Source organism: Klenkia sp. PcliD-1-E (assembly GCF_024124375.1).
Classification (GTDB): domain Bacteria; phylum Actinomycetota; class Actinomycetes; order Mycobacteriales; family Geodermatophilaceae; genus Klenkia.
In genome coordinates this window covers 1-12,940 of the sequence record NZ_JAMXRZ010000047.1, presented here as the reverse complement: position 1 = coordinate 12,940, position 12,940 = coordinate 1, and the positions used below count along the sequence as shown (strand labels likewise).

General features: G+C 74.0%; 12 protein-coding genes, 2 tRNA genes and 1 pseudogene. 6 read left to right on the top strand and 9 right to left on the bottom strand.

Annotation, left to right across the window (positions count from 1 at the left end; all coding sequences use genetic code 11):
• Window positions 1-33: 33 nt before the first annotated feature.
• The 5 genes from rpmG to NH342_RS11160 form a co-directional block, all read right to left on the bottom strand.
• On the bottom strand, window positions 34-198 hold the full coding sequence (rpmG, locus tag NH342_RS11180) for a 50S ribosomal protein L33 (RefSeq protein ID WP_091061338.1): 165 nt from the start codon (window positions 196-198) through the stop codon (window positions 34-36).
• Between the two features lie 88 nt (window positions 199-286).
• Window positions 287-360, bottom strand: a tRNA-Met gene (locus NH342_RS11175).
• A 45-nt stretch (window positions 361-405) separates the two neighbouring features.
• Window positions 406-478 (bottom strand) — tRNA-Thr (locus tag NH342_RS11170).
• A gap of 89 nt (window positions 479-567) precedes the next feature.
• The gene (locus NH342_RS11165) at window positions 568-3,072 is read right to left on the bottom strand and encodes an EAL domain-containing protein (protein ID WP_253014821.1); all 2,505 of its coding nucleotides are present in this window, start codon (window positions 3,070-3,072) and stop codon (window positions 568-570) included.
• 679 nt (window positions 3,073-3,751) lie between these two features.
• Window positions 3,752-4,507, bottom strand: a complete 756-nt coding sequence (locus tag NH342_RS11160; RefSeq protein WP_253014819.1) for a hypothetical protein — start codon at window positions 4,505-4,507, stop codon at window positions 3,752-3,754.
• An 81-nt stretch (window positions 4,508-4,588) separates the two neighbouring features.
• On the opposite strand from NH342_RS11160, the gene hpf reads away from it, so the two are divergent.
• Window positions 4,589-5,242, top strand: a complete 654-nt coding sequence (hpf, locus tag NH342_RS11155) for a ribosome hibernation-promoting factor, HPF/YfiA family (protein WP_253014817.1) — start codon at window positions 4,589-4,591, stop codon at window positions 5,240-5,242.
• 52 nt (window positions 5,243-5,294) lie between these two features.
• Here the strand turns inward: hpf and NH342_RS11150 are convergent, their stop codons facing one another.
• Complete coding sequence (locus NH342_RS11150) at window positions 5,295-5,687, bottom strand: pyridoxamine 5'-phosphate oxidase family protein (protein ID WP_253014815.1); 393 nt, start codon at window positions 5,685-5,687, stop codon at window positions 5,295-5,297.
• Between the two features lie 75 nt (window positions 5,688-5,762).
• Between NH342_RS11150 and NH342_RS11145 the strand changes: the two genes are divergently transcribed.
• Together NH342_RS11145 and secA are read left to right on the top strand one after the other, a co-directional pair.
• A complete protein-coding gene (locus NH342_RS11145; protein ID WP_253014813.1) occupies window positions 5,763-6,464 on the top strand; it encodes an SDR family oxidoreductase in 702 nt (233 codons plus the stop codon).
• Between the two features lie 36 nt (window positions 6,465-6,500).
• Window positions 6,501-9,437 (top strand): preprotein translocase subunit SecA, encoded by a 2,937-nt coding sequence (secA, locus tag NH342_RS11140; protein ID WP_253014811.1) that lies wholly within the window; start codon window positions 6,501-6,503, stop codon window positions 9,435-9,437.
• Window positions 9,438-9,510: 73 nt separating this feature from the next.
• Here the strand turns inward: secA and NH342_RS11135 are convergent, their stop codons facing one another.
• Both NH342_RS11135 and NH342_RS11130 read right to left on the bottom strand, forming a co-directional pair.
• Window positions 9,511-10,032 carry an Rv3235 family protein gene (locus tag NH342_RS11135; protein ID WP_253014809.1) on the bottom strand — a complete coding sequence of 174 codons (522 nt, stop codon included), beginning with the start codon at window positions 10,030-10,032 and terminating at the stop codon, window positions 9,511-9,513.
• A 35-nt stretch (window positions 10,033-10,067) separates the two neighbouring features.
• Window positions 10,068-10,751: a LysM domain-containing protein gene (locus NH342_RS11130; protein WP_253014860.1), complete on the bottom strand. Its 684-nt coding sequence runs from the start codon at window positions 10,749-10,751 to the stop codon at window positions 10,068-10,070.
• 92 nt (window positions 10,752-10,843) lie between these two features.
• Between NH342_RS11130 and NH342_RS23890 the strand changes: the two genes are divergently transcribed.
• Complete coding sequence (locus NH342_RS23890; protein ID WP_305884890.1) at window positions 10,844-11,401, top strand: hypothetical protein; 558 nt, start codon at window positions 10,844-10,846, stop codon at window positions 11,399-11,401.
• Between the two features lie 6 nt (window positions 11,402-11,407).
• Here the strand turns inward: NH342_RS23890 and NH342_RS11120 are convergent, their stop codons facing one another.
• Entirely contained in the window at window positions 11,408-11,662 is a 255-nt protein-coding gene (locus NH342_RS11120) for a helix-turn-helix domain-containing protein (RefSeq protein WP_253014807.1), read from the bottom strand.
• Window positions 11,663-11,837: 175 nt separating this feature from the next.
• On the opposite strand from NH342_RS11120, the gene NH342_RS11115 reads away from it, so the two are divergent.
• Together NH342_RS11115 and NH342_RS11110 are read left to right on the top strand one after the other, a co-directional pair.
• A complete protein-coding gene (locus tag NH342_RS11115) occupies window positions 11,838-12,605 on the top strand; it encodes an SAF domain-containing protein (RefSeq protein WP_253014805.1) in 768 nt (255 codons plus the stop codon).
• A pseudogene (locus tag NH342_RS11110) lies at window positions 12,605-12,940 on the top strand (chromosome partitioning protein); the annotation flags it as partial. The gene NH342_RS11115 and the pseudogene NH342_RS11110, both read left to right, overlap by 1 nt.

Here is a 12,940-nt window from a genome sequence, read left to right as displayed (position 1 = left end):
GCTCCCGCCCTCCGTCGTCCGAGCCTGCTGGGGTCAGCGGGTCTCGCGGTGGATCGTGTGCTTCTTGTCCGTGGGGCAGTACTTCTTCAGCTCGAGCCGGTCGGGGTCGTTCCGACGGTTCTTGCGAGTGATGTAGTTGCGGTTCTTGCACTCCTGGCACGCCAGGGTGATCTTCGGACGGACATCGGTGGCTGCCATGAGCGTTTCCTCGCCTTGTTCTGGGATGACGTGCGCGGGATGGTCCCCCACACGGCGACGGACCCCGGGGAGCGGGGTCCGTCAGGAGTAGCGGCGACCGGACTTGAACCGGTGACACAACGATTATGAGCCGTTTGCTCTACCAGGCTGAGCTACGCCGCCGGGATGACCGTGCGGCCCGATCTGTCGACTGGACCGGCTGGTCGGAGCCCCTTTACGGAATCGAACCGTAGACCTTCTCCTTACCATGGAGACGCTCTGCCGACTGAGCTAAAGGGGCCTGCCTGCTCCGCGGGACACAGTACCCGGCGCCTCGCGGCGCCGCGTGCGTGCCCCTCTCGGAGCGTGCTGGAGAACCCTAGCAAACGCTCACGAGCGCACGAACAGCCGGCGGTGCGGGGCCCCCGGCGCGGCGGACCGGACGCCGGTGCGGGCCAGCAGCCAGTTCTCCAGCCGGTCGTCGGGCAGCGGGCGGCTGACCAGGAAGCCCTGCAGCTTGTCGCAACCCATCTCGGCCAGCAGGTCGCGGGTCACCTCGTCCTCGACGCCCTCCGCGACGACGCGCAGGCCCAGGTTGTGGGCGAGCTCGACGATCGAGCGGGCGATGAAGGACTCGCTCTGGCTGGTGGACATGCCGAGCACGAAGGACTTGTCGATCTTCAGCTCGTCGATGGGGAGCTGGCGCAGCTGGGACAGCGAGGAGTAGCCGGTGCCGAAGTCGTCCATGGACAACCGCAGGCCCAGGGAGTGCAGGTCGGCCAGCACCGTGGAGTTGCGCACCGAGTCGTCGACGACGATGCCCTCGGTGAGCTCGAGGGTGAGCAGCGACCCGGGGACGCCGTGCCGCCGCAGCGCCGCGCGCACCCGGTCGACCAGGTCGGGTTCGGCCAGGCACTTGGCGGAGAGGTTGACCGCGACCGACAACGCGATGTCCTGGTCCAGCCAGCGCCGGCAGCGCTCCAGGGCCAGGTCGAGGACGTAGTCGGTGACCGCGCCGATGCGGCCGATCTGCTCGGCCAGGCCGATGAAGTCGTCCGGCGGCACGTTGCCGTAGCGGGGGTGCGCCCACCGGACCAGCGTCTCCACCGAGACGATGTCGGAGGTGCGGGTGTCCACGATGGGCTGGAAGACCACGGTGATCTGCTTCTCGGCCATCGCGGACTCCAGCTCGGTGCCCAGCTGCAGGCGGCGCAGGCTCTGCTGGTCCAGCACGGGGTGGTAGCTGGCCACCCCGCCGGAGCTGTGGCCGGCCAGCAGCGCGACGTCGGCGCGCTGCATGAGGGTGCCGGAGGTGTCCCCGTGCACCGGGGCAGCGGCGACGCCGAAGGTGAGCAGGACGTCGAGGTCCAGTCCGGCCACCCGCGCCCGCGTGGCCGCGGCGTCGCGCAGCCGGCGGGCGGCCCGCTCGGTGGCCGGCAGGCTCAGCCCGGGCAGCAGGACGGCGAACTGACCGCCCTCCATCCGGGCCACGAGGGCGCTGGGCGGGGCGTGCTCCCGCAGCAGGCCGGCGGTGACCAGCAGCAGCTCGTCGCTGGCGGCGTGGCCGAGGGTGTCGGTGACGTCGGTGTAGTTGTCCAGCGAGGCGAAGACCAGGCCTGCGCGCACCTCACCGGGCTCGGCGGACAGCAGGGCGTCGATCTCCACGGCCAGGCGCTGCCGGTTCGGCAGACCGGTCAGCGCGTCGTGGTCGGCGTCGTAGCGGATGCGGGTGAGCAGCTGCTGCTGGCGGATGGCGGCGTTGACGTGGGTCAGCATCGAGTCCAGCGCCGCCCGGTCGCCGGACTCGAAGGAGACGACGTCGCTCTGCCGGTCGCAGACCTCGAGGTACCCGTACTCCCCCGCCGCGGTCACGATCGGTGCGCCCAGCACCTCTTGCGCGTCTCGCCGCTGCAAGGCGGTGAGTTCCTCGCCCGTGGCACGCGGAAGCGAGACCAGAACCGGCCCACCGCGTTGGGGATCGACCGCGAGACGCCGGATCAGGTCGTCGGGGTCGCTGGGGCCGTCGTACCAGGGCGCGGCGCCACCGGCCCGGTCCACGACCAGACGCGGCTCCTGGTCGAGGTACGGGGGCAGCCAGAGGGCCACGCGGTCGGCGTTCAGGAGTTCGCGGACGGCGACGACGATCTGCCGCACGCCGGCCTCGTCGGAGCTGACCTCCTCGACCTGGCGCGCGAAGTCGTAGACCTGCTGCAAGCTGCGCCGCTCCCGGTTCACCCGCGCCGTCTGCCGGAACAGCACAAGCGCAGCAGCGACGAGCGGCAGGACGACGACGAGGGTCCAGATGGTGAACTGCAGGAGGAGCAGCCCTGCGATGCCGATCCCGACACCGAGGACCGGCAGCGCGACACCGGGCCCGACCGTGGCCTTCCAGAAGTCCCAGCCGGGCGGATGGGCGGTCAGCGTGATCGCGACGGCCACGAGCACCGTCCCGACGGCGCCTGCGCAGACCAAGGCCACGAGCAGGTACAGCCACGCCCTCGGATCGGTCAGCCGGGCGGCAGGGAAGGCATCGATCACCACGGCGGCGACGGCCACCTCGAGCACCCCGACAGCGAGGTTGAACACCATCTTCGGGGGTGTGTAGCGCTGGTAGCTCAGCGCCACGGCCATCGCGGCGAACCGCCCCACGGCGGTCCAGAACCCGCCCATCTCGACGAGGCCGACCACCAGCACGAGGTCCATGAACGAGAAGGTCCACGTCTGCCGACCGAACTCGATGTGCAGCGGTACGGACTCTGCCAGCAGGCCACCGGCGAAGACGAGGAGAAGCACCCACCACGAGACGGGGCCGACCGACGGGCCGAGCGCGGGCACGGCTACTACGGCGGTCAGGACCACCGCGATGGCGGTGGGCGTCCACGACCGCCGGAGCACGGGCACTCGCCGCGTCTCGGGGAGGGTCGGGACCTCGGCCAACGTCATCCTGCCTGTTAGTAGCGGCGTCCGGCCGAGGCTAACAGTCAGTGACGGCGATACCAGGCGTCCTCACCCGTGCGGGGCACCCGTCATCGGTGCGAACGCCCCGCTCGCCTCAACGGCGGACTGGCATCAGCTCCACTTGCTCGAACGGCTCCACTTGCTCGACCGGCTCCACTTGCTCGACCGGCTCCACTTGCTCGACCGACCGGCAGTGGACATGGCGGTGGTGCTGGACATGACGCCTCCTCAGGCATGGGTGGACTGCACAGGTGCGGCAGCCGCCCACGCGGGGGCAGAGCAAGGTCGGCACGGACCGCTACGAGGAGCGTCGCGACCTGTCACCCGTCCGAGCAACTCGTTGACATCACGACCGGGTGACGCGTGGTCGCGTCGCTACTCTGCGTCGAAGCTTAACGACCTCAAGTCACCAGTTCCGGTGACACCCGTCCGGTTCGCGGGCGTGTCGGGCCCGTTGCCGCCTATCGGGGTGGGGACCGTGACCGACAGGCCGCCGTGACACGCGCGAGGTCGGCACCGCGCCTGCAGAGGCGTCGTGTCGTGACGGTGAGCCACTGCCCGTGGCCGCGCCGTCGTGGGGGCCGGTCCAGGCGTGCCACCCGCGGGCTGCGGCGGGTCAGAGCAGCCGGGCGACGGGTGAGCCGCCTCGTCGCAGCTCGGCGACCGGTGACAGGACGTCGGGCGGGGCCACCGCGCCCTCCGCCAGGGGCGGAGGGAGCCGCAGCGCACGCGCCACCTGCTCGTAGGCCAGCCCGGCGGCCCCCGGACGCCCCACCAGCAGCGTGGCCGCCGCCTGCGCCCCCTGCGCGCCGACCGGACCCGGGGCGGCCGGTCGGTCGGTCGCCCCGAAGCCGACGGCGCCGAGCACCGTGTCGACCGCCGGGCCGAGCACCATCGGCGTCGTCCCCGGTACCAGGGAGAAGACCAGCTCCAGCTCCGTGCGGAGGAACGACTGGTCCACGGCGTGCGCGTCGGCCTGCGCCGTGCCCACCAGGTACCCGACGGTGGCGGCGTGGTCCTGCAGGGCGGTGACGGCGCCGACCAGCACCGCGGCGTCGACGCCGGGCGGGGGTGCCTGCACGAGCTCCAGCAGCGTCGGCCCCGCCACCCGGGCGGCCGGTTCCTCGGCCAGCAGCGCCGCGGCCCCGGCGAGCAGGGTCACCGCCCCGGGCGCGGCCGGGTCGAGCAGGCCGGTGACCAGCGGGTCCGGGTGCGCCGCCACCGCCGCGGCGAGCACGGGGGCCACCCGCGACCAGGTCCCCGGCAGCGCGGTGACCACGTGGTCGGCACCGGGCACCAGCGGCGCGCCGACGGAGGTCAGCGCGGCGACGGCGACCACCGGTGCGGAGCCGTCGCCGGCAGCGAGGCCCACCAGGTCGGCGAGCGCTGCACTGTCGCATCGGGCCCGGCGCCGCTAGCGTCGGGGCGATCACACCCGAGTTCGGGAGGTCACATGGAGATCGTGGTCCGAGGTCGCAACGTCGAGGTGCCCGAGCACTTCCGGCAGCACGTCGAGGACAAGGTCGGCCAGCTGGAGCGCTTCGACGCCAAGATCGAGCGCTTCGACGTGGAGCTGCTCCACGAGAAGAACCCGCGGCAGTCGGCGAACTGCCAGCGGGTCGAGATCACCCTGCGCGGCAAGGGTCCCGTGGTCCGCGCCGAGGCCTGCGCGGCGGACTTCCAGTCCGCCCTGGACGCCTCGGTCGCCAAGCTGGAGAACCGGCTGCGCCGGGCGGCCGACCGCCGCCGGGTGCACCACGGCCGGCGCACCCCCGCCAGCCTGCGGCTGGACGGCTCGGCCGCGGCCGCCGCCCTCGACGAGCTCGACCAGCAGCTCGCCGCGCCCGCCCCGGCCGAGCCCGAGGAGAACCTGCCCGGGCGGGTCGTCCGCGAGAAGCAGCACCCGGCGACCCCCATGACGGTGGACCAGGCGCTGCACGAGATGGAGCTCGTCGGACACGACTTCTTCCTCTTCGCCTGCGCCGAGACCGGCCAGCCGACCGTGGTCTACCGCCGGCACGCCTACGACTACGGCCTCATCCGGCTCGCCGGCGTCCCGGCCACCGGGGCGGCCGGCCCCGCGGCGAAGGAACCCGCGCGCGTCTGAGGCAGCGCACCGCGGTGGCCCGTCCTGCTCGGCAGGGCGGGCCGCCGTCGCGTCAGAGGTTCCCGAGCACCCGGTCGACGGCGATCTCCAGCACCACCCGCGCGGGGTTCTCCCGCGGCTGGCGGTACCGGGCGGCGTAGCGGGCCACCGCGTCGGCCACCGACGCCGGGTCATCCCGCAGGGTCGCGGCACCCTCCAGGGTCACCCACCGCCGGCCGTCGACCGAGCAGACCGCCACGCGCGCGGTGCCGCCGCCGGCCCGGACGTGCCGGGCCTTGACCGACGTGCCCGAGGTGATGACCCGGGCGGTGCCCGTCGTCGGGTCCAGGGTCACCCCGACCGGGACGACGTGCGGGGTGCCGTCGGCACGCAGCGTGGTCAGCGTCGCCAGGTGCCGCTCGGTGAAGAAGGTGCGCAGGTCCTCGGAGAACTCGGCTCGGGTCACCGCCGCAGCCTAGAGGCGCACCGGACCCGGCGGTCCGACCTGCGCAAGCGTCGTTGGCGGGGCAGGATCGGCGGCGTGGAGCTGCAGGGAGCGCGGGTGTGGGTGGTCGGGGCGAGCGGCGTGCTGGGGGGTGCGCTGGCCCGGGGGCTGGCCGACGCGGGGGCCCGGCTCTCGGTCGCCGGTCGGGACGCCGACCGGACGGCGGCGCTGGCCGCCGAGCTGGGTGGGGTGCCCTCGCAGGTGCTCGACGCCGTCGACGTGGAGTCCGGCCGGGCCGCCGCGCAGGCCGCCGCCGAGGCGCTGGGCGGGCTGGACGCCGTGGTCGTGGCCACCGGGGTGGTCGCCTTCGGGCCCGCTGCCGAGGCCGACGACGCCGTCGTCGAGGAGCTGTTCGCGGTGAACACCCTGGGCCCGATGAGCCTGGTGCGGGCCGCGCTGCCGCAGCTGGCCGACGGCGGGGCGGTGGTGCTGCTGTCGGCGATCGTCGCCGACGCGCCGACGCTGCAGATGGCCGAGTACTCCGCGTCCAAGGCGGCCCTGTCGGCGTGGGCGTCGGTGCTGCGCCGCGAGCTGCGCGCCCGCAAGGTCACGGTGCTGGACGTCAAGCCGCCGCACGTGGACACCGGCCTGGTCGACCGGGCCCTGGCCGGGGAGCCGCCGAAGCTGCCCGAGGGGTTCGACCGGCAGGCGGTCGTGGACGCCGTCCTGGCCGGGATGCGCGTGGGCGCCAGGGAGGTCGCGCTCGACCCGAAGGCCGGGGAGCTCGTCCTGCGCTGAGCCGGGGCGGTGGCGGGACCGCACTACATTGGTCCCGTGGTGTTCTCCAAGATCCTGCGCGCCGGTGAGGGCAAGCTCCTGCGGCGGCTGTCCAAGATCGCGGACGCGGTCGAGTCCCTCGAGGCCGACGTCGTCGACCTGACCGACGCCGAGCTGCGCGCCAAGACCGACGAGTTCAAGGAGCGCTACGCCGACGGGGAGTCGCTGGACTCCATGCTCCCCGAGGCCTTCGCGGTGGTCCGCGAGGGCGCCGGCCGCACCCTGGGCCAGCGGCACTACCGCGTGCAGCTGATGGGCGGCGCGGCGCTGCACCTGGGCAACATCGCCGAGATGCGCACCGGTGAGGGCAAGACCCTGACCGGCGTCCTGCCGGCCTACCTCAACGCCCTGACCGGCGACGGCGTGCACGTCGTCACCACCAACGACTACCTGGCCAAGCGCGACGCCGAGTGGATGGGCCGGGTGCACCGGTTCCTGGGCCTGTCGGTGGGCACGATCCTGTCCGGGGAGAAGCCGGCCCAGCGCCGCGAGCAGTACCTCTGCGACATCACGCACGGCACCAACAACGAGTTCGGCTTCGACTACCTGCGCGACAACATGGCCTGGGCCAAGGGCGACCTGGTCCAGCGCGGCCACCACTTCGCGATCGTCGACGAGGTCGACTCCATCCTCATCGACGAGGCCCGCACCCCGCTGATCATCAGCGGCCCGGCCGAGCAGTCGGCCAAGTGGTACGGCGAGTTCGCGCGCATCGCCCCGCTGCTGAAGAAGGACCGGCACTACGAGGTCGAGGAGAGCAAGCGCACCGTCGCCATCACCGAGGAGGGTGTCGAGTTCGTCGAGGACCAGCTCGGCATCGACAACCTCTACGAGGCGGTCAACACCCCGCTGATCGGCTACCTGAACAACGCGCTGAAGGCCAAGGAGCTCTTCCACCGCGACCAGGAGTACATCGTCACCAACGGCGAGGTGCTCATCGTCGACGAGTTCACCGGCCGCGTGCTGGCCGGCCGCCGCTACAACGAGGGCATGCACCAGGCCATCGAGGCCAAGGAGAAGGTGGCGATCAAGGACGAGAACCAGACCCTCGCCACGATCACGCTGCAGAACTACTTCCGGCTCTACGAGAAGCTGTCCGGGATGACCGGCACCGCCCAGACCGAGGCGGCCGAGCTCAACCAGACCTACAAGGTCGGCGTCGTGCCGATCCCGACGAACAAGCCGATGGTCCGCGAGGACCGCTCCGACGTCATCTACAAGACCGAGAAGGCCAAGTTCGAGGCCGTCGTCGACGACATCGCCGAGCGGGTCGAGGCCGGTCAGCCAGTGCTGGTCGGCACCGCGTCGGTCGAGAAGTCCGAGGTCGTCAGCAAGTACCTGCTCAAGCGCGGCATCCCGCACGAGGTGCTCAACGCCAAGAACCACGCCCGGGAGGCCGCGATCGTGGCCCAGGCCGGGCGGCTGGCCGCGGTCACCGTGGCCACCAACATGGCCGGCCGCGGCACCGACATCCAGCTCGGCGGGAACCCGGAGGTCATCGCCGACGACGAGCTGCGTGCCCGGGGGCTGAGCCCGACGGAGACCCCCGAGGAGTACGAGGCCGCGTGGGACGACGCGCTGGCGCAGGCCAAGGAGCAGGTCGCCAAGGAGCACGAGGAGGTCGTCGAGGCCGGCGGCCTGTACGTGCTGGGCACCGAGCGGCACGAGAGCCGCCGCATCGACAACCAGCTGCGCGGCCGCTCGGGCCGCCAGGGCGACCCGGGGGAGTCCCGCTTCTACCTGTCGCTGGGCGATGACCTGATGCGCCGGTTCAACGGCCCGATGCTCGAGTCGATGATGACCACCCTGCGGGTCCCCGAGGACCAGCCGATCGAGTCCAAGATGGTCAGCCGGGCGATCCGGTCGGCGCAGACCCAGGTCGAGCAGCAGAACTTCGAGACCCGCAAGGACGTCCTGAAGTACGACGAGGTGCTCAACCGGCAGCGCACGGTCATCTACGACGAGCGCCGCAAGGTGCTCGACGGCGAGGACCTGCACGAGCAGGTCGAGTCGATGCTCGACGACGTCGTCGGCGCCTACGTCGACGGCGCCACCGAGGCCGGCTACGCCGAGGACTGGGACCTCGAGCAGCTGTGGACCGGCCTCCGGGCGCTCTACCCGGTGGGCACCACCATCGAGGAGCTGCTCGACGAGCACGCCGAGGGTGATCAGTCCGCGCTGTCCGCCGAGGTCCTCAAGCGCGAGCTGCTGGCCGACGTGCAGGCCCAGTACGAGGTGCGCGAGGAGGCCCTCGGCAGCGAGGTCACCCGCGAGCTCGAGCGCCGGGTGCTGCTCAGCGTCCTGGACCGCAAGTGGCGCGAGCACCTCTACGAGATGGACTACCTGCGGGCCGGCATCCACCTGCGCGCGATGGCCAACCGCGACCCGGTCGTGGAGTACCAGCGCGAGGGCTACGACATGTTCAACGCCATGCTGGACGGCATCAAGGAGGAATCGGTCGGCTTCCTGTTCAACCTGGAGGTCAAGACCAAGGAGCAGCAGGAGGCCGAGGCCAAGGCCAAGCAGGACGCCGCCGAGGCCGAGGCGCTGGCCCGGGCCCAGGCCGGCAACGACCGGGTCCTGGCCCGGCAGGCCGCGGCCCGCGCCCAGCAGGCGATGAAGCCCCAGCCGACCGCCAGTGCCCGGCGCGCACCTGCTGCCGAGCCCACTGCCGAGCCGGCTGCCGAGCCGGTGGGCACCGGCACCGGCCCGGAGCTGGCGGTCAAGGGCCTGGAGACCCCGAAGCCGGCCGCCGGGCTGACCTACTCCGCGCCCGGCCTGGACTCCTCGGCGCAGGAGGGCCGCACCGGCAAGGCCGGCGCGGCCAAGTCGGCCACGGTGACCGGCTCCAAGGCGCCGGCGCGCAACGCGCCGTGCCCGTGCGGCTCGGGCAAGAAGTACAAACAGTGCCACGGGAGTGCTTCGCACCAGTGACGGCGTGGTCCGGCTGCGCCGGGCTCGCTCCTGATCCGGTCGAGCGAGGCGGGATGCTCCGCATGCCGCCCGCTCAACCGACCTGGAGGGCGGTGCACTTCCAGCCGCCCTCCACGACCTCCAGCCGGGCTGCCACCGCGTGCGCCCGGCCGTTGCGCCGGGCCACGGCGCAGACCTCGGCGACCCCCTCCACCGGCTCGGCCACCCGCACCGCGCCGACCAGCAGCGGCCCGGTGCCCTCGACGCACCACCGCGGCCGCCGGCCCTGGCTGATCGCGCTGAACACCGGGAGGGTGTAGGCCGAGCGCAGCTGCGCGAAGGGCCGACGCCCCCCGAAGGCCTCCAGGGTCATGGTCACCAGCCGGTGCGCGACCGGTCCGGGATCGGGCAGGCCGCGGCGCCGCACGGGCACGGGCTGCGGCGGGCCCGGCCGCGGACCGGGCAGCAGGTGCGGCCGGGGCGAGGGCACCCCGGGCCGCAGCAACCGGGTCACCGGCGCGGGGTCCAGCGCCGGGCCGGGGGTCTCGACCAGGCGCAGCCGGACCTGCCGCCAGGGGTCGGGGGCCGGTGCGGTCAGCGGGGCCGGGGTGCTCATCGGGTCTCTCCTCGGGTGTGCGGAACGGGGTCGGGTCAGGGGGCGCGCAGGACCTGGCCGGGCAGCAGCAGGTCGGGGTCGGGGCCGATCACCGCGGCGTTGGCCCGCCACCACGCCTGGACGGCGGCCGCCACGGCGACGTCGTCGGGCTCGGCGCCGTGCTCGGCCAGCCGCCCGGCCGCGATGTCCCACAGGCAGTCGCCACGGACGACGACGTGCGCGTCCGCGGGGGCCGGGGCCGGCCAGTCGGGCACGGGTGCCGGCCAGTCGGGCACCGGGGGCAGTGCGCCGTCGGTGGCCGTGGCGGTGTCCTCCGTGCCGGGGGCGACCTGGTGCGCGGCGGCCACCGCCAGCGGGGGCCCGGGGGTGAGGACGACGACCGGGGCCGTGGCCAGCGACAGGCCCACCGCGACGGCCGCCGCCCGGCGCAGCGCCGCCGGCAGCACCAGGTGCAGCAGGGGTACCGCCACCCGGGCGAGGGGCCGCGGACCGCAGCTGGCGACGGTGAGCAGCAGGCCCAGTGCGCCCCACGCCCAGCACGCCGCGGCCAGCGCCCACGCCACCGGGACGAGCAGCGCGTCGGGGCCCGCGGTGTCGACGACGCGCTGCGGGTCGGCGAGCAGGGCGGACCAGGCGGCCGGGTCGGGGGCGAGGGCGTGCAGCCCGGCCCCGGCCAGCAGCACGACGAGCGTGCTGGTGGCCCAGCGCTGCACCGACATCGTGTCCTCCTCGGGGTCGCCCGTCAGCGAACACGACCATCGCAACCAAACGCAAGCAAATGCACGAGTCTGTGGATGGGTAGGGTCCAGCCATGCGCTGGGAGCAGCTGTTCGCCGACCTCGAGGCGGCCTTCGTGGCCGAGCAGGCCGCGGCCGAGGACCTGGGCTCCCGGACGCGGGCCGAGGTGGGTGCCGTGCTGCTGGCCGACCGGCTGCGCGGAGCCGTGGGGCGCGACGTCCGGCTGGACTGCGGCGGTGCGGGCCGGGTGGCCGGTCGTCTGGTCGACGTCGGCCCCGACTGGCTGCTGGTGGCCGGCGAGCGCGGTCAGGACCTCCTGGTCGCGACCGGCCGGGTCCGCGCGGTCCAGGGCCTGGGTCCGGTGACGGCGCCGGCCGACGAGCCCGGCGCGGTGGCCCGGGCGTGGGACCTGCGCCGGGCGGTGCGCGCACTGGCCCGGGACCGGGCGGTGGTGCGGTGCGTGCTCGACGACGGGACCGTGCTGACCGGCACCGTCGACCGGGTCGGCGCGGACTTCCTGGAGCTGGCCGAGCACCACCTGGACGAACCCCGCCGGCGCACGGCGGTCACGTCGGTGCGTGCGGTGGTGCTCGGCGCGGTCGCCCTGCTGGTCTCGCCCGGCGTGGGCTGAGCGGGGTCAGGCGTCCTGCGTGCGCTCCTCGGTGGCGGCGTCGGCCCGCCCGGGCTCCGGCGGCGGGGTCGACCCGCGGGCCTCGGCGTACTTCTGCTGGATGAAACGCTCGAGCTCGTCGCGCTCGACCCGCCACTGGCCCCGCCCGCCGATCTGGATGGCGATGAGCTCCTTGCGCCGCACCAGGGCGTAGGCCTGCGACCACGAGACGTTGAGCGTCTCGGCGACGTCGTCGAGGGTCAGGAAGCGGGGCGTGGCCATCGGGATCGGGTGTCTCCCTCCAGAGATGGCCGCCAGTCTGGCACCTGCGACCTGACCCGGGAGGGTGGGTCCACAGGTCGATCCGTCCACAGGCACTGCACGCCGACCGCGTCGTCGGTCATCATCTGCACCTGTTCGCGCCCGAACGGCCGCGACCGCGACGAACGGGGACCAGATGACGGGCAGTGCGCTGCTGGGCGCCGAGGCACCGGGCACGCCACCGGCCGGCCCGGTGCCCCGGCGCGTCCGCCCGCCGCGCTGGCTGGACCTGCGGCTGGTGCTCGGTGTCCTGCTCGTGCTGGGTTCGGTGCTCGTCGGCGCCCGGGTGGTCACCGCCGCCGGCGCCACCGTGCCCGTGTGGGCCGCCGCCGGCGACCTGGCCGCGGGCACGGTGCTGGCCCCCGACGACCTCGTCGCCGTGCAGGTGCGCCTGGACGACGTCGCCGCCGGCTACCTGGCCACCTCCACCGACCCCGCCGGGCAGGTTCTCGCCCGTGCGGTGCTCACCGGCGAGCTGCTCCCGCGCGCCGCCCTGGAACCGGTGTCCGAGCAGGTCCAGCTCGCGCTGCCCGTCCAGGCGGGGTACGCCCCACCGGGGCTGGCCCGCGGTCAGCGGGTGGACGTCTACGCCGTGGCCGACCCCGCGGCGGGGGCCACCGACACCTCGGGCGAGGTGTCCCTCGTGCTGGCCGGTGCGCCCGTGCAGGCGGTGTCCGGCCGCGGCGAGGGCGTGCTGTCCGCCGCCACCACCACGATCCAGGTGGTCGTCGGGCTGGCCGGGGACGACGTGCCCGGCGTGCTGTCGGCCATCGGCGGCCGCGCGCTGGTCGTCGTCGTCCGCGACGGCACCACCGGGACCGGCCCGGCCACCGGGCCCACGGCACCCGTGCCCGCCCCGTCCGCCCCGGCGCCCGTGCCCACCACCGCGGGCCCCACCGGCTGATGGCGCTGCAGGTCTTCACCGCCACGACCGGGGCGGCGTGGGAGTCCGAGCTCGTCGGGGCGCTGGACCGCGCCGATCACGGCGTGGTCGTCGTCCGCCGGTTCGTCGACCTCGCTGACCTGCTCGCCGCGGCCGGCACGGGGACCGGGCAGGCCGTCCTGCTCTCGGCCGAGCTGCGCCGGCTGGACGGCGACGCCGTGGCCCGCCTGCTGGCCGCCGGGGTGGCCGTGGTCGGGCTGGTCGAGCCCGGCGACGACGCCGCGGCGGAACGGCTGCACCGGCTCGGGGTGGGCCGGGTGCTGCCCGCCGACACCGACGCGGCCGGCATCGCCGCC

Coding starts and splice junctions, on each gene's coding strand:
- rpmG (WP_091061338.1), bottom strand. CDS start 198: ATGGCAGCCACCGATGTCCGTCCGAAGATCACCCTGGCGTGCCAGGAG.
- hpf (WP_253014817.1), top strand. CDS start 4,589: ATGGAGATCGTGGTCCGAGGTCGCAACGTCGAGGTGCCCGAGCACTTC.
- NH342_RS11135 (WP_253014809.1), bottom strand. CDS start 10,032: ATGAGCACCCCGGCCCCGCTGACCGCACCGGCCCCCGACCCCTGGCGG.
- NH342_RS11130 (WP_253014860.1), bottom strand. CDS start 10,751: ATGTCGGTGCAGCGCTGGGCCACCAGCACGCTCGTCGTGCTGCTGGCC.
- NH342_RS23890 (WP_305884890.1), top strand. CDS start 10,844: ATGCGCTGGGAGCAGCTGTTCGCCGACCTCGAGGCGGCCTTCGTGGCC.
- NH342_RS11120 (WP_253014807.1), bottom strand. CDS start 11,662: ATGGCCACGCCCCGCTTCCTGACCCTCGACGACGTCGCCGAGACGCTC.
- NH342_RS11115 (WP_253014805.1), top strand. CDS start 11,838: ATGACGGGCAGTGCGCTGCTGGGCGCCGAGGCACCGGGCACGCCACCG.